Source organism: Halodesulfovibrio sp. MK-HDV (assembly GCF_009914765.1).
GTDB lineage: Bacteria > Desulfobacterota > Desulfovibrionia > Desulfovibrionales > Desulfovibrionaceae > Halodesulfovibrio.
Map to the genome: position 1 here is coordinate 25,964 of NZ_WYDS01000011.1, position 19,011 is coordinate 44,974.

Below are 19,011 nucleotides of genomic sequence, written 5' to 3' on the forward strand. Positions count from 1 at the left end.
CCTAATTAAAGAAATATACTGACTCAATAACGTCAGTATTGCATTCTTAAAAAAAAACCATATGATTACAAAATATAATGGGAGAACAACAATATGGCCGTTAAGTTGAGACTGACCCGTATGGGCAACAAGAAGCGTGCATTTTACCGCGTGGTGGCTGCTAACAACCTGAGCCGTCGCGACGGACGTCCTCTTGAGTACCTCGGTTACTATAACCCAATGGTAGAACCAGCTGAAATCAAGCTCGACATGGAAAAGATCGAAAAATGGCTTGCGGAAGGTGCAGAACCTACTCCAACCGTTCGTGGTCTTATCAAGAAAGCTAAGTAGCTTTTTCTGTTGACAGCTTTCTCTCAGCAGGTCATCGATAGTTAATATTGATATCATGCTGAACAACGAGTGGAGGTGAGTCGTGTTGAAAGATCTAGTTGAGTATATCGCTAAGTCACTGGTGGACAACCCTGACGATGTTATCGTTACTGAAGTTGAAGGTGAACAGACATCTGTACTTGAGCTCAAAGTTGCGAAAGAAGACCTAGGCAAGGTAATCGGCAAACAGGGTCGCACTGCTCGCGCAATGCGCACCATCCTCGGCGCCGCCTCCACAAAAGCCAAGAAACGTTCTGTTTTGGAAATTCTTGAATAGAACGTCCTAAGGGCACATGACTGAAACTCATTTCATTGAAATTGGATTGATAGTCAAGCCACACGGATTGCGGGGGGAAGTCTGCGTAAATTACTTCGCGGACTCCCCTTTTCTCTTGAAAAACACAGTCTGGCTTCAAAAAGGCAAAAGCGCCCCTGTTGAACACAAGGTCGTTTCATCCCGCCCCCACAAAGGGCAGGCTTTGCTTACGCTTGAAATTTGCCATGACAGAAACTGTGCTGAAGAGCTTCGCAATGTGAAGGTTTTGGTTCCCGATGCCGAACTACCGGATCTTACTGAAGAAGAAGTGTACCTTCACGAACTAGATGGTATGAAAGTTGTACTCGAAAACGGCTCCTTAGTTGGCCGTATTACAGAATTTCAATTCAACCTCGGTTCAGAAGTCTGGGTTATTACAACCGATGACAAGAAAGAAGTACTCTTCCCTGCTACAGAAGAATTCGTCGTCGACATCGACATTGAAAAAGAAACTGTTACCATAGCGCCGCCTCCCGGCTTACTCGAACTCTACCTAAGCGAGAAGTAGCGCAAAATGCAGTTTAACATTGTTAGCCTCTTTCCAGAGTTTTTTGACTCTGCGCTTACATGCGGGCTTATGAAAAAAGCGTCGGACTCCGGTCTGGTCGCTTTTGATTTTCACAACCCGCGCACGTTTGCATCCGACAAGCATCAAACCGTTGACGCCCGCCCCTATGGCGGCGGCCCCGGCATGGTTATGATGCTTGATCCGCTTGCTCAAACATTGCGTAGCATTAAAAAACCCGGGCGTATTCTTATGATGGCGCCTAAAGGAAAGCCTTTTACCCAGTCCATGGCTAAAGAGCTTTCCAAGGAAGATAATCTTACGATCATTTGTGGTCGGTATGAAGGGTTTGATGCCCGTTTAGAAGAGCTTTTCGACATTGAGCCAGTCTCCATTGGTGACTACGTTCTCAACGGTGGCGAAACAGCTGCTCTATCGATAATTGAATCCACAGCCCGTCTTGTTCCTGGTTACATGGGACATGAAGATTCCGGCGAAGAGGAAAGCTTTTCCTCTGGACTGCTCGAGTACCCGCACTACACTCGCCCTGTCGAGTATGAGGGCTTGACTGTTCCGGATGTTCTACGTTCTGGTGATCACAAGCGCATTGCAGAGTGGCGTAAAGAACAAGCGTTGAAAATTACTCTGCACGAGAGACCCGACATTCTTCATAGTGCCCCACTCGACGCTAATGATATGGAAACTTTGAAGAATGAGGACAGAGAACGTATTGGAAGAAATCTTTATTGCGCGCTGGTACACTATCCTGTGGTCAATAAAGAAAATAAATCTGTTGCTGTTTCTTTGACAAACCTCGATATTCACGATATAGCCCGCTGTTCATGCACCTATGGTCTAGGTGGGTACTATATTTCAACGCCTATTGAAGACCAACAACAAATGCTTGCAGATATTCTCAAGCATTGGGTTACAGGCGCGGGAACAACCGCTAACCCCGACAGAGGGGAAGCCCTGCAAATTATCAAGGGCGTCCGCTATGTTGAAGAAGCGATTGAAGATATTATAGAGCGTACAGGCCAACGCCCTCTACTGGTTGCGACGAGTGCCAGAGGGGCTGGAGACATACATTACGAACAATTTCGTGACGTAATGGTGGACCGACCTATACTGCTCCTGTTTGGTACAGCTCACGGCCTTGCACCGCAAATTCTGGATATGTGTGACAGAATGCTGCGTCCGGTTAGATACCTTGATGGGTACAACCACTTATCTGTAAGAACTGCTGCTGCTATCATCATTGACCGGATATTAGGTGATGCCCTATAGGGCTAAGCCGTAACGTAATTTTATAACGCAGACTCGTGCTGCGAAGAAAGGCATTAATATGAATATTATTGAAAAAATTGAACGCGAACAGCTTCGCATGGATATCCCTAAGTTTAAAGCTGGTGACACTGTTAAAGTTCACATGCGTATTATCGAAGGCGAAAAAGAACGTATCCAGGTTTTCCAGGGTGCAGTAATTCGTGCAACCAAAGGCACAACCGACTCAACTTTCACCGTACGTAAAATTTCTGACGGTGTTGGCGTAGAACGTGTATTCCCTACACATTCCCCATCCATTGAGCGCATCGAAGTTATTCAGGAAGGCCGCGTACGTCGTAGCCGTCTTTACTACCTCCGTGACCTCAAAGGTAAAGCTGCTCGTATCAAGCCGAAAAACCGCTGGTAGTCTTAGGACTTCAACGATTTGGTCTTCAAAGGGAGTTGGCAATGCCAGCTCCCTTTTTTACGGTCAACAATCTCTATATTCTCTGCCCAACACATGCTACGCTGCACCCTGTAATGTAACGACACGCTTATGAATCAAAATACACTCACTATTTTTACCGCTTCACCCGAAGAAGCAGACTGGCCAACGCCATTTGCCGGTATCGATGAAGCTGGTCGCGGTTGTCTTGCAGGCCCTGTAGTAGCTGGAGCCTGTATTCTTGATCCGTCCAATCCTATTGAAGGGCTTACGGACTCTAAGAAGCTTACAGAAAAACGCAGGCAAGCCTTGTACCCGCAGATCAAAGAGAAATCTCTTGCATGGGGTATTGGCGTTATCTGGCCGGAAGAGATTGATCGTATTAATATTCTGCAATCCACCTTTCGTGCAATGTTCAAAGCAGTAAATTGCTTAAAAGTAGACCCTGTTCTGCTGGCTATTGATGGCAATGCCACCATTCCTAAAGAAATTGCAGGGTCCATTGATCAGCAATGCATTATTAAAGGTGATTTGAAAATTCAGGCTATTTCTGCTGCATCCATTCTTGCAAAAACTTTCCGCGATGACCTTATGGTCAAACTAGACAAACGTTACAGCGGATATGGTTTTGCAGGCCACAAAGGATACGGCACAAAAGAGCATATTGCCGCTATTGCAGCAAACGGCCCGTGCAGGATGCACAGACTCACATTTGCCAAAGTAAAGCCTGAACCACCAAAGCAGGAACAAAATTCCCTATGGTAGCACGTCACCTTGAAACAGGCACAGCCGGAGAAGATGCTGCAACCGCCCACCTTGTTGCCCAAGGCTATTCTATAGTAGTCCGCAACTGGCGCGCAAAACAGCTCGAACTGGATATCGTCTGCACCAAAGGTGACTATGTTATTTTTGCTGAAGTAAAAACACGTTCCTGCTCAGGTATGAGTCCGGCTATTAACGCCCTGTCCATGCCTAAAATGAAAAAGCTATGCAAAGCTGCACAGCTCTATATTTCTCAAAACAATCTTTGGGATACCCCCTGTCGTTTTGACCTGCTTGCAGTAACCAGAACCGACACTGAGTATCAGGTGGAGCACATTCAAGATGCCTTCGAACTCTCCCAGCTTATGGGTGGTGGCAACACCGCTTGGCAACCATGGTGATCTTTCCCCAAGGGCACAAGAAGTGCTCGCTACAGTCGATATGGTTCTTTCAGAAGATACCCGCCGTACCGGTCTGCTTTTTAAATCTACAGGGGTCACCGCAAAAAAACTTGTAAGCTTTCACGATCATAACGAAGAAGCGAAAGCTCCCGGTATTATTGCTGCAATGGAAGAGGGTCAGGTCTTTGCGATTGTTTCCGATGCTGGCATGCCGCTATTTTCTGATCCAGCTACCGCCTTGTGAAACTTGCCCGTGAAAAAGGCATAAAGGTTTCCGTCGTTCCCGGTCCAAGTGCACCGCTTACTGCATTAGCTGCAAGTGGCATTGCTCCGCAGCCATTTACCTTTGTTGGTTTTCCTCCGAGAAAAACCAACGATCAAAAAAAACTTTTTGAAGAATTTTCCATGCTGCGCACTACTATTGTGTTCTTTGAACGCAAAAACCGTTTAGCAGCAACGCTTAAAGCCGCTTTTGAAGTTCTTGGCCCACGAGAACTATGTGTGGCTCGAGAATTGACCAAGCTCCATGAGGAGTTTATCTTAGGTCGACTGGAAAAACATGATGAAATACCAGAAGATCTGTTAGGTGAGATAACTGTTGTTATCGGCCCTCCAGAATCTAACGGTAAAACAAGCGAAGCTGAACTGCTTGCTCTTATTACTGAAGAGACTGAAATTGGCGGCAAGCCGAAAGAGATTGCCCGCCGAGTTAAAGAAGAAGCTTCTGGCTGGACAGTAAAAGCCGTTTATCAGTTCATGCAGGACAATTAATCCCAAAACGTTATACGCTCAGGATTACTAATGCTTACTGCCCGCACTCTCATAACCTGTTTCCTCCGTACATACCTTGTAGGTACGGGATTCAACACTCGCGGCCTGCAGAACACAGGCTTAGTGTTTACTATGGAACCGGGACTGCGGGAACTGTACAAAGACCCTGATGCGCTACGTGAGGCCAGAGGCCGTTATTTAGAGCTATACAATACCCATCCTTTTTGGACGCCTCTTCTTGTAGGCGTGTTCCTTTCCATTGAGTCGCATATTGCAAGAGGCAATTTGCCTGCAAAAATGCTCGGCTCAGTTAAAGAAACTACTACCTACACCCTCTCTGCAATTGGTGACTCCTTTTTTGGAGGAAGCTTGCTGTCCATGTGGGCGCTGTCCACAGTTTGCATGCTTGTCTCAGGATTTGATTCTATTGCTTTAGCATGGACGCTGCTACTCTTTGCAGCCTTGCAGGTATTCAAGTTCTTCACCTTTGTATCCGGAGTCCGGAACGGCCTACAGATGATTACAAGTCTCAGGAACTGGGATCTTATTAACTGGGGAGAAAAGATTAAAATCGTTAACTCCTTCATCCTGGTTCTTATGTTGTATCTTTTCTGGCCGGGTACCCACAGCATTCCAGAGTGGCTGCTCATTGCAGGCACTCTACTAAGCGCAAGTTTTGTTGTGGGAAGACTACATTTATCACGCGTATTGCTGGTCTATCTTTTACTCTTTCTTATGTTTTTTATACTACCGTGGATTAGCAAGGTTATTCCACTTTCCCCAATTTAGAGGAATTGACAACCAATGGAACCTACAGGTGAAAATAACAGCTTAGAAGCAGTTGTTTGCGTAGAGAACGAGCTAGGACTGCACGCACGTCCGGCAGGCAAAGTTGCTCAACTTGCGCAATCATTTCAGGCTGACATTGCTTTTTGGGTGGCAGACCAACAAGCAGACGCAAAGTCCATTCTGGACATTCTCTCCCTTGCAGCACCGCAAGGCACAGAGATTTGCATTAAAGCTTCCGGCTCGGACGCCAGTGAAGCCCTTGAACAAATCAGTCAACTTTTTCATGACAAGTTCGAAGGGGATAGATAGTGGCTCGTAAAATTCTTCGCGGCATACCTGTCTCAGCAGGTATCTCTATCGGTAAGGCTTATTTTGTTAACCGCCAGAAAGAACGCCGCATACCGCGCGAAACCATCCCCCATCATCTGGTGGGTATTGAAACCGAACGACTTCACAACGCTGTTGAAGAAGTCCGTCAGGGATTCATGGATGCCCGTGCGCGTATTCCAGAAGAATTAAAAGAACACGGCGCCATCATCGATTCCCACTTGATGATTTGTCAGGACCCAAAACTTATTGCGTCAGCAGCAAAGAATATTGCTGACCGAGCTATCACCGCAGAATGGGCGCTTGAGCGTTCCATCAACGCTATTGGCAAAGCTTTCAGCGCCATTGATGATCCATACATTCGAGAGCGAATGCAGGATGTACGCGTTGTTGGTGATAAAATTATGCAGGCATTGATTGGCACTCCGAAACCGGTAGAGTTACCGACTGGTCGTCGCGTTCTTATGGCGCATGACCTTACACCGGCTGATGCCATTGAGATTGAACTCAGCAGAATTATGTCTTTTGCTACGGCAGAAGGCGGCAAAACCTCTCATACAGGTATTCTTGCACGTTCTCTGCAAATCCCTGCCATCGTAGGCGTTGAAGACCTTGAAGACTCCATCAGAGATGGAGATCTGGTCATTGTCGACGCTTTAAAAGGACTTATCTTCATTGACCCGAGCGAAGAAGAGCTTGCCCACTACGGTGACAGAAAATACCAATTTGAAGACTATCAGAAAGCCATTGTAAAACAGTGCCACCTTCCGGCCGAAACCGTAGACGGCTACCGCCTTGAGGTTTGTGCTAACATTGAGCTGGCAGAAGAGCTGGTTCAAGTAAAAGACAATGGCGGTCAGGGTGTCGGGCTCTATCGTACTGAATATGCATTCTTCAACAAAAAGAAGATGCCGGACGAAGAGATGTTGTATGAAGAATACACCACTCTGGCAGAGCAGCTTTCACCGGGTAAAGTAATTTTACGTACGCTGGACGTAGGTGCAGACAAGTTATTAGATGAGCAGGCCATGTTAGAAGAAGCTAACCCTGCATTGGGGTTACGCGGTATCCGCTTCTGCCTGCGCTATCAAAGTCTCTTCCGTATGCAGCTGCGCGCCATGCTCCGATCATCTGTCCATGGCAATGTTTCCATCATGTTCCCGATGATCTCCGGCTTAAAAGAGTTGCGTCAGGCACGTTTTGTACTTAACTCTGTTAAGAGCGAACTTGATGCCGAAGGCGTTGCCTACAATCCGGATATTCCAGTGGGTATTATGATCGAACTGCCAAGCGCAGTCATGATCGCAGATACCCTTGCCCGGGAAGTAGATTTCTTCTCCATCGGAACAAATGATCTTATTCAATATTCACTGGGTATTGATAGAACAAACAAACATGTTTCTTATCTTTACCAGCCGCTACATCCAGCCATTGTACGTTCGATTAAGTACGTTATCGATGCCGCGCACAAAGAAGGCATTGAAGCGTCCGTATGTGGCGAAGTAGCATCAGACCCGTATTGTGTACCGATTTTAATGGGCATGAGGGTTGACGGAATTTCCATTGCGCCGCAAGCTATTCCGGGAATTAAACGCATAATCCGCCAGATTGATATGGAAGAGTGCATTGAACTGTTGGGCGACGTGCTTACACACGCCACCGTATCCAGAATCAACACTAAAGTTCGTAAGCGTATTTTTAAACGCTTCCCTGAGGAACTTTCATTCTTCGCATCACTCATTGAGCAGGATGATATAACGGAACCGTAATGAGCAAAAAGAAAAAAAAGAAAAGTGGCGGCAGCTTTATTGCCGTTAATAAAAAAGCACGTCGTTACTACGAAGTGCTAGATACCCTTGAAGCAGGCATGTCACTCCTTGGCACTGAAGTAAAATCAATGCGCGCAGGGCAAGTGGCCTTTACCGACAGTTACATCAGTTACAAAGACGGTGAAGCATGGATCGTAGGGCTGCACATTGCTCCTTACGAAAATGCCGGACACTCACAGCACGAGCCAGAACGCGAACGTAGACTTCTTCTTCACCGTCGTGAAATTGAAATGTGGATGACTAAAGTAGAACAGCGCGGCCTTACTGTTGTGCCGCTTAAACTGTACTTTAAGAACTCCCGCATCAAGCTGGAAATCGGTCTGTGCCGTGGTAAAAAACTGCATGACCAACGTGAAACTATCAAGCAGCGTGATGCCGCTCGTGATGTTGCACGCCAAATGCTGGATCGCTAACCATATCTTACCTATGCCGGAAATAACGTATTATTACGTTCTTTCCGGCATATTCTGTTGTATGGTAAAAGATAGTTTGCTGCGAGCAACACTTGTTCGCTGAAGGTCTTTAGCGAACAAACTGTTTGTTATCTCCGGTAGCCAAAGAACCTGACACTGTCGCTAGCCGTCCTCTCTTATTCTTCGAGAACGGCTGCCGCTTTTACAAAAAGGCTTCTTTGAACTTTCTAATAACTTACTAGTGAGTAATTTTTGATTGGCAAATACGCCCAGCGTTTTATTCGCCAATCACTTTCAGGATAGATGTATGCCGCTACTTTCTCTTCCACAGCGTCGTTTTTTACAAGATCTTTTCTCCGATGCAGATTGCCTGCTGACACCCGAAGAAATGGTTGTTTACGAAGCCGATGCGAGCCGACTTGAAGGCACCCCCCTTGCTGTTGTTCGTCCAGAAACAGATGAGCAAATTATTGAGCTCATGCGTTGGGCGCATAATGAATGCATTCCGTTGTATCCAAGAGCCCGTGCAACAAACGTAGTAGGACTTTGTGTTCCGCAACAGCCGGGTATTGTCGTTTCAACGTTGAAAATGGACTCTATTCTAGAAGTCGATTCTGACGACTTTATTGCTAGAGTTCAACCGGGTGTCATCACTGGCGACCTGCAAAAGCGTGTTGAACAAGACAAGCTATTCTACCCGCCAGACCCAGCAAGTTTAGGAATTTCCACAATCGGCGGTAACGTAGCCACCTGTGCCGGTGGTATGCGCGCGTTGAAATACGGTGTTACCCGTGAATGGGTATTAGGCTGTAAGGCTGTTTTACCCGGTGGCAAAACCATCACCTGCGGTGGCCGTAACCACAAGAATGTTGTGGGGCTTGATCTGCTTCGACTGCTCACAGGCAGCGAAGGGACACTTGCGTTCATGACAGAAATTACGCTCAAGCTTATTCCAAAACCAGAATCCACAGCATCAATTCTCGCAGGGTTTGCAAACCTTGAAGAGGCACTGCACGCTGTTAAGGTTATGTTTAAAGCAGGTATGCTTCCCGCTGCTCTCGAATTCATGGGACCAGAAGTTCTAACAGCATTAAAAGATGCCGGAACAGTTCCATGGCCTCCTACAGTCACAGCTTCACTGCTGCTACGTTTCGATGGCTCACATCAAGCTTTGAAAGCAGACCTGGACAAAGCTGAGGCCATCTTTAAAGCATGTAACGTGCTTTGGTCTACCACTGGTCTCGGCAAAGAAGAGGAAGAGCCACTTTGGGATGTTCGACGTTCCATCAACCCTGCTTCCTTTAAAGTAGCGCCAAACAAATTTTCCGATGATGTTACCGTTCCACGCGGCAGACTTTTAGAAGCTGTCACTGGCATCCGTAAAATCGCAGACACGTACAGCCTGCCGATTCTTACGTTCGGGCATGTGGGTGACGGCAACATTCACGTCAACATCATGCACGATGCTACAGACGCAGACGAACTGGCTCGTGCCAAAACGGCTAAGAAAGAAATTTCAGAATTTGTTCTCTCTTTACGAGGAACTCTTTCCGGTGAGCACGGTGTTGGATTGATTAAAGCGCCGTACGTTCATTTACAGCTTAGTGAAACCGAACGCTCACTCATGAAGCAGATCAAAGAGGTATTTGATCCGCACTCCATTATGAACCCGGGCAAAGCGTTTTAAGGGGATAGAAGAATGACACAAGACAACTCACATAAAACTACCCCTGAAGCCAAAGGTCCTACAAAAAAAGAGCGCGAAGCAGCCTGCATTCTTTGCGGCAAATGTGTTTCTGTTTGCCCCGTATTTCTTGCCACCAAACAGGAAGAACTTACACCAAAGGCAAAACAGCGTACTATTGCTTCCCTCAAAGAAAATACGCAAAAGCTTAATGTTACAGACTGTAACAAGCTAGCAGAGATGTGCATATCCTGCGGTAAATGCGCTCAAACTTGTCCTCAGGGACTTAATTTTCCAAAGCAGCTTGCTAACATGCGCGCCGCCCACTCCGGCTGGCGTCAATGGGTCTGGAACCGCTGGGTTAATCAGGGCACTGTGCTCTGGCCTATGCTTTCCACCTTAAGCAAAGCCGCACCGGACTCTAAAGGGAAAAACGAAACAACCCGCTTCGTGCAGTCTATTCAGGCGATGCAATCCCCGACAGATATTCCACCGTACATTGCCATCGCCAAATACGACCAAGAGTTGGCAAAAGGACAACGAGTACTCCTTTTTGCAGGATGTACCGCCAACCGCGTGCAAAAAAGCTGGAAAAAGAAAAGCGAATCCATTCTTAAAAACCTTGGGTACCAGCTGCTTCCTGCCAAAAACTTAACGTGCTGCGGGCTCACACTGGAGCATGCAGGCGTGCCTGATGCTGCACACAAAAGCCGGATGCAAAACTTACGCGCATGGCGAACAGCAGAACGTCCGCTTCTCGTGACATTCTGTGCAACCTGTTATCTCGGATTAGCCGAATATGCCCATGATGAGTCTTTAGACTGGGCAGAAGGCGAACAGAAAGCGTGGACAAACGCATTGCGCCCTCTTTCTTCATTATGGGGCAATTCACTTTTCACAGTCGACACCCCAAGCCATCTTCTTATCCGTTACCATCAGCCGTGCCATTGGCATGGTAAAGATGCAGATTATGCATGGCTGAAGGAAGTTCTCTACGAAGAAATAAGCGCACCGGACTCCGCATCATGCTGCGGCATGGGCGGTATCGCGCAACTTGGCAACCGCAACCTTACCCGAACCGTTGCAAGTCGCTGTTGGGATAATTTGCTCCAAAAGCCACTAAAAAAAGACGACAGTATTCCATGTTACAGCAAGCCGCAGGGAAACTGTCTTTGTGACCTCTATGACGAAGAAGATGAAGAAACACTGGAACTCTGCGATGAAGTAGAATCCACATATCTTGTTATTACCGGTTGCAGCGGATGCACACTTCAGCTTCGTGGGACAGCGCCAACGCACAACGGCGAAAAAATAAAGGTGGGACACTGGCTCGATATTCTCGCGCCATAATCGTTCCTAGGTGCCCATAACGGGCAAAAAGTGGCTGTGCCTCTTGCCAATCCTCATTGCGTTATTAACTGTAATCCAGTACAAATTGTTGGATTGTCCTGTGTCTCAGTGACAACGATCACAGCCCGATTATTACAAATTTTCCTCTCCATGTTCATTTGGAGTTATATACTGTTTTCAGGAGAAAGAATGATCAATTTCGTTATCAAAAAAGTATTCGGCTCTCAGAACGAGCGCTACTTAAAAACCCTGCGTCCGTTGATTGCAGAGATCAACGCACTTGAACCTAACGTTCAGAAAATGCAGGATGAAGACCTCCCAGCACGTATCGCCGAACTCAAAGCTGAAGTTGCCAACGGAACAGAGCTTAAAGAAATTCTCCCTGAAGTTTTTGCAATTGTTCGTGAAGCCAGTGTGCGCATACTTGGTATGCGTCACTACGATGTACAGCTGATTGGTGGCTGTGCACTGCATGACGGTAAAATTGCTGAAATGAAAACTGGTGAAGGTAAAACACTTGTTGCTACTTTGCCAGTTGTCTTGAACGCGCTCACAGGTAAAGGCGTGCACGTAATTACCGTGAACGACTACCTCGCAAGCCGCGATGCCGAATGGATGGGCAAACTTTACAGCTTCCTCGGTCTTACCACAGGTATCATCGTTCATGGTCTGAACGATGAAGAACGCAAAGCTGCTTACGGTTCCGACATTACATACGGCACCAACAACGAATTCGGTTTTGACTACCTGCGTGACAACATGAAGTTCTACAAAGAACAGCTTGTACAGCGCCCGCACAACTATGCAATCGTCGATGAAGTTGACTCCATTCTCATTGACGAAGCCCGTACTCCTCTTATCATCTCCGGTGCCTCTGAAGATTCCACCGCCCTGTACGGACAGATTGATACAATCGTTCCTTTTCTTACAAATGATGTTCACTATACAATGGATGAAAAAGCCCGTTCTGCATCTCTTACAGACGAAGGCGTTGTCCGTGTAGAAGAGCTTTTAAAAGTCGACAACCTGTACGATCCAACCAACATCACCCTGCAGCATCATGTATTGCAGGCACTGAAAGCACACAAAATCTTCAAACGTGATGTAGACTACATCGTCAAAGATGATCAGGTTGTTATTGTTGATGAATTTACCGGTCGTCTTATGCCGGGTAGACGCTTCTCAGACGGCCTGCATCAGGCACTGGAAGCAAAAGAAGGCGTTAAAGTTGAAGCAGAGAACCAGACACTCGCTTCCATCACCTTCCAGAACTACTTCCGCATGTACGAAAAACTGAGCGGTATGACTGGTACTGCAGACACAGAAGCTGTTGAATTTCAGCAGATTTACAACTTGTCTGTGTGTTCCATCCCGTCAAACCGTCCACTGACCCGTAAAGATTTTCCGGATGTTATCTACCGCACCAACCGAGAAAAATTCAATGCTATTGCAGATTCCATTGCCGAACTGCATAAGGCTGACCAGCCAGTTCTCGTTGGCACAATCTCCATTGAAACATCCGAGCTTATTTCTCAGCTTCTCAAACAGCGCCGCACCCCGCATAGCGTATTGAACGCGAAGCACCACGAGCAGGAAGCGGAAATTATCGCTGAAGCAGGTCAAAAAGGCCGCGTTACCATTGCTACCAACATGGCTGGTCGTGGTACTGACATCGTGCTCGGTGAAGGCGTAACAGAAGCTGGCGGCTTACACATTCTTGGTACAGAACGCCACGAATCACGCCGTATTGATAACCAGCTGCGTGGTCGTTCCGGTCGTCAGGGTGATCCGGGTTCCTCCCGATTCTACCTGTCTCTGGAAGATGATCTCATGCGCTTGTTCGCATCCGAACGTATGTCCGGAATGATGCAGAAACTTGGCATGGACGAAGGCGAACCTATCGAAAACAGCATGGTTTCAAAAGCAATCGAAAACGCACAGAAACGCGTTGAGGGTCGCAACTTTGAAATCCGTAAAACTCTTCTGGACTACGATGACGTTATGAACCAGCAGCGTGAGGTTATCTACACCCTTCGCCGCGACATCATGATGAACGAAAGTCAGGAAGAGCTTATTCAGGAATTCCTCGGCGATCTCATGGATGCTCTCTACGAACAGTGGAATGCAACCAAACCAGAAGATCGCAAAGAACTTGCTGAATCTCTGCCAGCACAGCTGGATGAAGTTTTCAACCTCTCCGCATCTATCAATCTCAAGCCTGTTCCATCAGAAGAAGAAACACACAAAGCGGTTCAGGATCGCCTTGCTGTGCTCAAAGATGACGCAAAAGAAGTATACGAAGATGTACTGCGTTACTTCCTGCTTGAAGAACTTGATCGCTGCTGGAAAGAACACCTTCTCACAATGGACCATCTCCGCGAAGGTATCGGTCTGCGTGGCTACGGTCAGCGCGATCCTAAGCAAGAATACAAGCGTGAAGGCTTCGAACTTTTCCAGGATATGCTTTTCCGTATCCGCGAAAACGTGTTCAAAGCGCTTACCCGTCTGCGCATCCAGCGTCCTGAAGAGGAAGAGCAGGAAATTCTTCGCGACGAATTCCGTCACAAAGAAGAAACAGACGTTACCTACTCCGGTAGTGAAGATGAGCACAAGCCGTCCAAACGCACCGAACCAAAAATCGGTCGTAACGCTCCTTGCCCTTGCGGCAGCGGCAAGAAATACAAAAAATGCTGCGGCGCTTAGAGCAGGAATAAAGCGAATTGCCTGCGGCGCGTTATATTTTCTTTTTGTTTTTTAGCCTTCGGCGTGTCGCCGACGGGGAAGGGCTCCGCCCCTCCACCCCGCAAGGGGGAATCCCCCTTGACCCGATTAACGACAACCGCACGTCTCTAAAAACAATTACGACTTAATTACGCTTTATTAAAGGGTGGAGTTTTTAACTCCACCCTTTTTCTTTTTACGCTAGACTATACTCCTAAAAAAACTTCTCTCCTGAGAGCTAGAAATCTTTTTATTAAGCATCTACCATAAAAAATGGTTCTACACGAACAGCATACCCCCTACCTTCTTCCCCAAAATCACAAAGTCAGTGGGGTATAAGCCGCGTGAGAACATAAGCAACAACATGTCTCGCATAATAAAAAGTTTGAAGGGGGGTCTGGGGGGGAAACTTGCAAGCTTTAGCCGTTCTCGAGGCACGAGGGATTACGGATAAAGACAGTGAAACAGTTTCCAGCCCAGCCGCCGGAGGCAACCGTCGGAGACAATTATCAAAAGTTAACCGACTACAAGTTACCATTGAACTTATTGGTAGCCATTGACATTCTAAGAAGTCTCGCAAATTATGACGTGTTGATTAATGGAACTACGTTTTAACCAGTAACAAAGACGAGAGATGCCGTGGATACTCCTAAAGGATACAAATACGCTGCCATTGAAGGGAATTTAAAGTATTCTGGCAGACTCGACCTTGCGCTTATCGTAAGTGAAACACCTTGCGTTGCAGCGGGTACGTTTACGACAAATAAATTTCAGGCTGCTCCTATATTGGTCGCCAAAGAGCTTGTAGAAAATTCTTCACGAGTTCAGGCTGTAATGATCAACGCTGGCAGCGCCAACGCATGCACTGGGGAAGAAGGACTTGCAAATTGTAGGCGATCACTGGAGCTTGTTGCTTCTGGTCTTGGGCTTACATCTGATGCAATTCTTCCTGCTTCAACCGGTGTTATCGGCTTACAATTCGACATGGAAAAATGGGAAGCTGCGGCACCTGTTCTTGTTAATGCTGTTGGCAACCACACGGGTGATGATTTTGCAGATGCAATCATGACCACGGATACCTTCCCTAAAAAAGCAAGCCGATCCATTGTTGTTGATGGTAAGACTGTTACCATTGCAGGCATGGCAAAAGGCGCAGGCATGATTTGCCCTAACATGGCAACCATGCTGGGCACTGTAATTACAGATGCTAAGATTGACGCTGCTATGTGGAAACGCATTGTGAAGGTCGCTGTTGACGGCTCATTCAACTGTGTTTCTGTAGACGGTGACACTTCTACAAACGACTGCGTTCTTGCTTTAGCGAACGGTGCGAGTGACGCGTGTATTACAGATGCTACTGAAGCAGAATTTCAACACGCTGTAACTGCAATTATGCGTGAGTTATCCTACCAGTTGGTGCAGGATGGCGAAGGTGCTACCAAAGTAATGCAGATTATGGTTTCCGGCGCTAAGAACGACGCTGAAGCCGATCAGGTAGCACGTACTGTTGGACATTCTCCGTTAGTAAAGACTGCCATCTACGGCAAAGATGCTAACTGGGGTCGTATTGTCGCAGCAATTGGACGAAGTGGTGCAGAGTTTGAAGCAAACGATGTACAGCTTACCATGTGCGGAATTGAATTATTCAAGAATGGTCAGCCTACTGATGCAGACTTTGACACCCTTCTGAAGCCGTATTTAGAAAAACGTGATATTCTCATCGACATTGTTCTTGGAAATGGTGAAGGTAAAGCAGAATTATTTGCATCTGATCTTACTCATGAGTATATTAACATCAATGCAGATTACCGCAGTTAGCAGCGCTTTTCGCGCAACCCTACAGAAAACGCCGCATATTTTAAATTTATTTTTAAAATTGCGCTTGACAGTTACCCCTCGTTTTCTGTAAACACTCTTTCGTCGCAACGAAGCAATGTCTTCGTGAAGACCACAAAACACGGTGAGGTGTCCGAGTTGGCCGAAGGAGCTCGCCTGCTAAGTGAGTATACGCCTTAAAAGCGTATCGAGAGTTCGAATCTCTCCCTCATCGCCAGTGTTTATTTGGGTTGTATCGCAAGATACAACCCTTTTTTTGTGCCTGTTGTTCAGTAGGCACATCATCACCTTCCCCATCTTCAAAGCTTTTTTTAAAGCGAATCAAGCAATCTCTATCTTTCCATGCCAGTAGGTTTCGTGCTCATCGTTTAACCGTGTGAGTGTTCGTATGCACGTCTTTCTATGAGTGTACTGGTGGTGTCCTTGTGACTGTCTTATGAACATCCACACGTGCACTTTGTTTAGACATGTTTTTGGCTACAACCCACTCCGTTTACATTCATCTGATCACACGATACCTCAGCAATACTTATCCTCAGCTCTTCCTAAAGAAAAATCTATTTTTGTCTGTAAAAAGCTTCTGAGAATTGATGTACAATATTTGATCATCACTTCATTATAAAATTTTCTAATTCATATTCTTTGGAATGAAGAGACATTTTCTCTGTGTTCTATATGTACTTTTATTATCTTTCTTCCAGTCTATAATGTTGGATAACGTAAAAAACACGCAATACATTCGTATTGTTGTTTTTTATTGATATGTATTCCAACTTTTCTGGAAGGGATGATTAATGAAAAAGCTTCTCCTGATTATATCTATTGCTTTGTTTGCAACCTATCCATCCACTTTATCCGCAGAGATATACAAAAATCTTATTCCTCAAGAGAACATTTCTGAATATATAGTTCACCACGACTTCTATTCTCTTGGGTATGATGAAGAGACTGAACAGGCAGCTTGGGTCATGTACGAGTACACTAAGGAAGAAGCCAACACTCCGAGGGTGCAACGAAAAGACAGGTTCCGCCCCGACCCTGCGATTCCCACTCGCTCTGCAAATTTGCGTGATTACAAAAAGTCCGGATTCGACAGAGGACATCTTGCCCCCGCAGCAGACATGGCCTTTTGCACACAAGCAATGCGCGACTCCTTTTTCATGTCAAACATGAGCCCGCAGCAACCTAAATTTAATCGTGGTGTCTGGAAAAAACTCGAAGCAACTGTCCGTCGCTGGGCAGAGCATGACACTGTTATCATAATCACTGCAGGCGTCCTTCATGGTGACCAATTTATCGGGCGCAATAAAGTTCTCGTTCCCGATGCCTACTATAAAATTGTCTACATCCCCTCCCAAAACAAGGCTATTGGATTTCTTCTCCCGAATGAAGGCTCAAAGAAAAAGTTACATTCTTTCGCCGTGTCGATTGATGCCATCGAAGCGACTACAGGTATCGATTTCTTTTCTGCGCTGGAAGATTCTCAGGAAAATGCACTCGAAAGCCAATGCGACATACAGAGCTGGGAATGGGGTCGTTCAAGGTAGTCCTGACTGCACAAAATATCTGCTAGATAACGCTCGCGATAACATTACTTTCATGTTTAACTGCACCTAACGTTAATCTTGTATATGTCATCAGCATCTAAAGAATTTTAAAAGCTTTCTCTTACTCCATTGCTGCTCTGGGAAAGCTGCTGCAACCATCAGATTAAATTCTAGAAGCGCACACTGATGCATATTTCATCAACAGCCACCACGTTGCGGAGACCCTATGAACGAGCAATATCGCATTGAGCGTGACTCTCTTGGCGAATTTCAAGTTCCTATAGATGCGTATTACGGGGTACACACAGCCCGTGCCGTACTGAACTTCACCATCACCGGCATCCCCTTGCATCACTTTCCAGAGTTGGTCATATCACTTGCACGCGTGAAGAAAGCGTGTGCTCTTACAAACTTTGAAAGTAAACTTCTCACAGACATTCAAGCCAATGCCATCATTGAAGCATGTGACGACATTATTGAAGGTGATCACCACGATCAATTCATTGTCGATATGATGCAAGGCGGCGCAGGCACCTCCACAAACATGAACGCCAACGAGGTTATTGCAAACCTCGCTCTGGAAAAAATGGGTTATGAGAAAGGTGACTACATCCACCTGCACCCGAACGATCATGTTAACTGTTCACAATCCACAAATGATGTGTATCCAACCAGTGCCCGCATTGCAGTTTTGAGCAAATGCAAAGCGTTGACAGATCAGCAGCTGGAACTCAGTGAAGCTTTTAAGGAACGGGCAGAAAAATTCAGCACAATTCTAAAAGTTGGTCGAACACAGTTGCAGGACGCTGTGCCCATCACACTGGGCTCTGAATTCGCAGCATATTCAGTAACCATCGAAGAAGATGTTGAACGCGTTAATCAGCTGTCTCAATTGCTTAAAGAGATAAATCTTGGCGGCACAGCTATAGGCACCTGTATTAACACCCCCCCGCATTTTTCCTACAAGGCAGTCCGTCACCTTAGCAAACTTGTTGGATACGAACTTACTCCCGCTGCCAATCTTATTGAAGCGTCATCAGATATGGGTGCCTTTGTTACCTTCTCTGGAACACTTCGCCGTATAAGTGTAAAGCTTTCCAAAATTTGTAACGATCTCAGATTACTCAGCAGTGGCCCTTGCGCAGGTTTTGGTGAAATATCACTACCTCCGGTACAAGCTGGGTCATCCATCATGCCGGGTAAAGTAAATCCGGTTATTCCCGAAGTCGTGAATCAGGTTGCATATCAGGTCATAGGGCACGATGTAACAGTAACCATGGCTGCGGAAGCTGGACAGCTCCAGCTTAATGTTATGGAACCTGTCATTATTTTAAACGTGTTGCAGTCAGTTCATATGCTTATTAATGCAATGCACGCCCTTGCAACCAAATGCGTTAACGGCATCACTGCTAACGAAGAACGTTGCGAAGAGCTTCTGCATAACAGCTCTGTCATGGCAACTGTCTTGGTACCAATTATCGGCTACGAAAAAGCTGCAGACATCGCAAAACTTTCTCTTAAAAAACGTATTCCGGTTGCTGAGGCAGCAGCTAAACTTGGAATTCTGACAGAGGAAGAAGTCTACGACGCCTTTACCACATGCCATCTGGCATAGCCCTATTCATTTTTCTGTAATCCAGTACATAGCAAAAAACGCCCCTGACAGAGTTACTCTGTCAG

At 46.3% G+C, this 19,011-nt stretch carries 17 protein-coding genes, 1 tRNA gene and 1 pseudogene; all 19 read left to right on the plus strand.

From position 1 onward, the window contains the following. The first annotated feature begins 93 nt into the window (after nucleotides 1-93). The 19 genes and pseudogenes from rpsP (at nucleotide 94) to MKHDV_RS10060 (ending at nucleotide 18,946) form a co-directional block, all read left to right on the plus strand. Nucleotides 94-330, plus strand: a complete 237-nt coding sequence (gene rpsP, locus MKHDV_RS09970; RefSeq protein ID WP_066852338.1) for a 30S ribosomal protein S16 — start codon at nucleotides 94-96, stop codon at nucleotides 328-330. 82 nt (nucleotides 331-412) lie between these two features. After that, nucleotides 413-646 carry a KH domain-containing protein gene (locus tag MKHDV_RS09975; RefSeq protein ID WP_160714838.1) on the plus strand — a complete coding sequence of 78 codons (234 nt, stop codon included), beginning with the start codon at nucleotides 413-415 and terminating at the stop codon, nucleotides 644-646. A 16-nt stretch (nucleotides 647-662) separates the two neighbouring features. After that, nucleotides 663-1,193, plus strand: a complete 531-nt coding sequence (rimM, locus tag MKHDV_RS09980) for a ribosome maturation factor RimM (protein ID WP_160714840.1) — start codon at nucleotides 663-665, stop codon at nucleotides 1,191-1,193. Nucleotides 1,194-1,199: 6 nt separating this feature from the next. Further along, complete coding sequence (trmD, locus tag MKHDV_RS09985) at nucleotides 1,200-2,477, plus strand: tRNA (guanosine(37)-N1)-methyltransferase TrmD (protein ID WP_160714842.1); 1,278 nt, start codon at nucleotides 1,200-1,202, stop codon at nucleotides 2,475-2,477. Between the two features lie 58 nt (nucleotides 2,478-2,535). Beyond that, complete coding sequence (rplS, locus tag MKHDV_RS09990) at nucleotides 2,536-2,883, plus strand: 50S ribosomal protein L19 (protein WP_160714844.1); 348 nt, start codon at nucleotides 2,536-2,538, stop codon at nucleotides 2,881-2,883. A 129-nt stretch (nucleotides 2,884-3,012) separates the two neighbouring features. Then, a complete protein-coding gene (locus tag MKHDV_RS09995) occupies nucleotides 3,013-3,666 on the plus strand; it encodes a ribonuclease HII (RefSeq protein ID WP_160714846.1) in 654 nt (217 codons plus the stop codon). Continuing rightward, nucleotides 3,660-4,064 carry a YraN family protein gene (locus MKHDV_RS10000; protein WP_160714848.1) on the plus strand — a complete coding sequence of 135 codons (405 nt, stop codon included), beginning with the start codon at nucleotides 3,660-3,662 and terminating at the stop codon, nucleotides 4,062-4,064. The genes MKHDV_RS09995 and MKHDV_RS10000 overlap by 7 nt, the downstream gene beginning before the upstream one ends. Further along, nucleotides 4,006-4,835, plus strand: a pseudogene (gene rsmI, locus MKHDV_RS10005) (16S rRNA (cytidine(1402)-2'-O)-methyltransferase). The gene MKHDV_RS10000 and the pseudogene rsmI overlap by 59 nt, the downstream one beginning before the upstream one ends. Nucleotides 4,836-4,865: 30 nt before the next feature. Continuing rightward, nucleotides 4,866-5,624 carry a PTS system mannose/fructose/sorbose family transporter subunit IID gene (locus tag MKHDV_RS10010; protein ID WP_160714850.1) on the plus strand — a complete coding sequence of 253 codons (759 nt, stop codon included), beginning with the start codon at nucleotides 4,866-4,868 and terminating at the stop codon, nucleotides 5,622-5,624. Nucleotides 5,625-5,639: 15 nt separating this feature from the next. After that, nucleotides 5,640-5,933 carry an HPr family phosphocarrier protein gene (locus tag MKHDV_RS10015; RefSeq protein ID WP_160714852.1) on the plus strand — a complete coding sequence of 98 codons (294 nt, stop codon included), beginning with the start codon at nucleotides 5,640-5,642 and terminating at the stop codon, nucleotides 5,931-5,933. Then, nucleotides 5,933-7,720, plus strand: a complete 1,788-nt coding sequence (gene ptsP / locus MKHDV_RS10020) for a phosphoenolpyruvate--protein phosphotransferase (protein ID WP_160714854.1) — start codon at nucleotides 5,933-5,935, stop codon at nucleotides 7,718-7,720. The genes MKHDV_RS10015 and ptsP overlap by 1 nt, the downstream gene beginning before the upstream one ends. Continuing rightward, nucleotides 7,720-8,193 (plus strand): SsrA-binding protein SmpB, encoded by a 474-nt coding sequence (gene smpB / locus MKHDV_RS10025; RefSeq protein WP_160714856.1) that lies wholly within the window; start codon nucleotides 7,720-7,722, stop codon nucleotides 8,191-8,193. The genes ptsP and smpB overlap by 1 nt, the downstream gene beginning before the upstream one ends. A gap of 307 nt (nucleotides 8,194-8,500) precedes the next feature. Beyond that, complete coding sequence (locus tag MKHDV_RS10030) at nucleotides 8,501-9,880, plus strand: FAD-binding oxidoreductase (RefSeq protein WP_160714858.1); 1,380 nt, start codon at nucleotides 8,501-8,503, stop codon at nucleotides 9,878-9,880. Nucleotides 9,881-9,892: 12 nt separating this feature from the next. Next, nucleotides 9,893-11,227: a (Fe-S)-binding protein gene (locus MKHDV_RS10035; protein WP_160714860.1), complete on the plus strand. Its 1,335-nt coding sequence runs from the start codon at nucleotides 9,893-9,895 to the stop codon at nucleotides 11,225-11,227. 189 nt (nucleotides 11,228-11,416) lie between these two features. Next, nucleotides 11,417-13,930, plus strand: a complete 2,514-nt coding sequence (gene secA / locus MKHDV_RS10040) for a preprotein translocase subunit SecA (RefSeq protein WP_160714862.1) — start codon at nucleotides 11,417-11,419, stop codon at nucleotides 13,928-13,930. Between the two features lie 657 nt (nucleotides 13,931-14,587). After that, nucleotides 14,588-15,766, plus strand: coding sequence for a bifunctional glutamate N-acetyltransferase/amino-acid acetyltransferase ArgJ (gene argJ, locus MKHDV_RS10045; protein ID WP_160714864.1), 1,179 nt, complete (start codon nucleotides 14,588-14,590; stop codon nucleotides 15,764-15,766). Between the two features lie 141 nt (nucleotides 15,767-15,907). Continuing rightward, nucleotides 15,908-16,001 (plus strand) — tRNA-Ser (locus MKHDV_RS10050). A 577-nt stretch (nucleotides 16,002-16,578) separates the two neighbouring features. Continuing rightward, the gene (locus MKHDV_RS10055; RefSeq protein WP_160714866.1) at nucleotides 16,579-17,331 is read left to right on the plus strand and encodes a DNA/RNA non-specific endonuclease; all 753 of its coding nucleotides are present in this window, start codon (nucleotides 16,579-16,581) and stop codon (nucleotides 17,329-17,331) included. A gap of 226 nt (nucleotides 17,332-17,557) precedes the next feature. After that, nucleotides 17,558-18,946, plus strand: a complete 1,389-nt coding sequence (locus MKHDV_RS10060) for an aspartate ammonia-lyase (protein WP_160714868.1) — start codon at nucleotides 17,558-17,560, stop codon at nucleotides 18,944-18,946. Nucleotides 18,947-19,011: the final 65 nt, after the last annotated feature.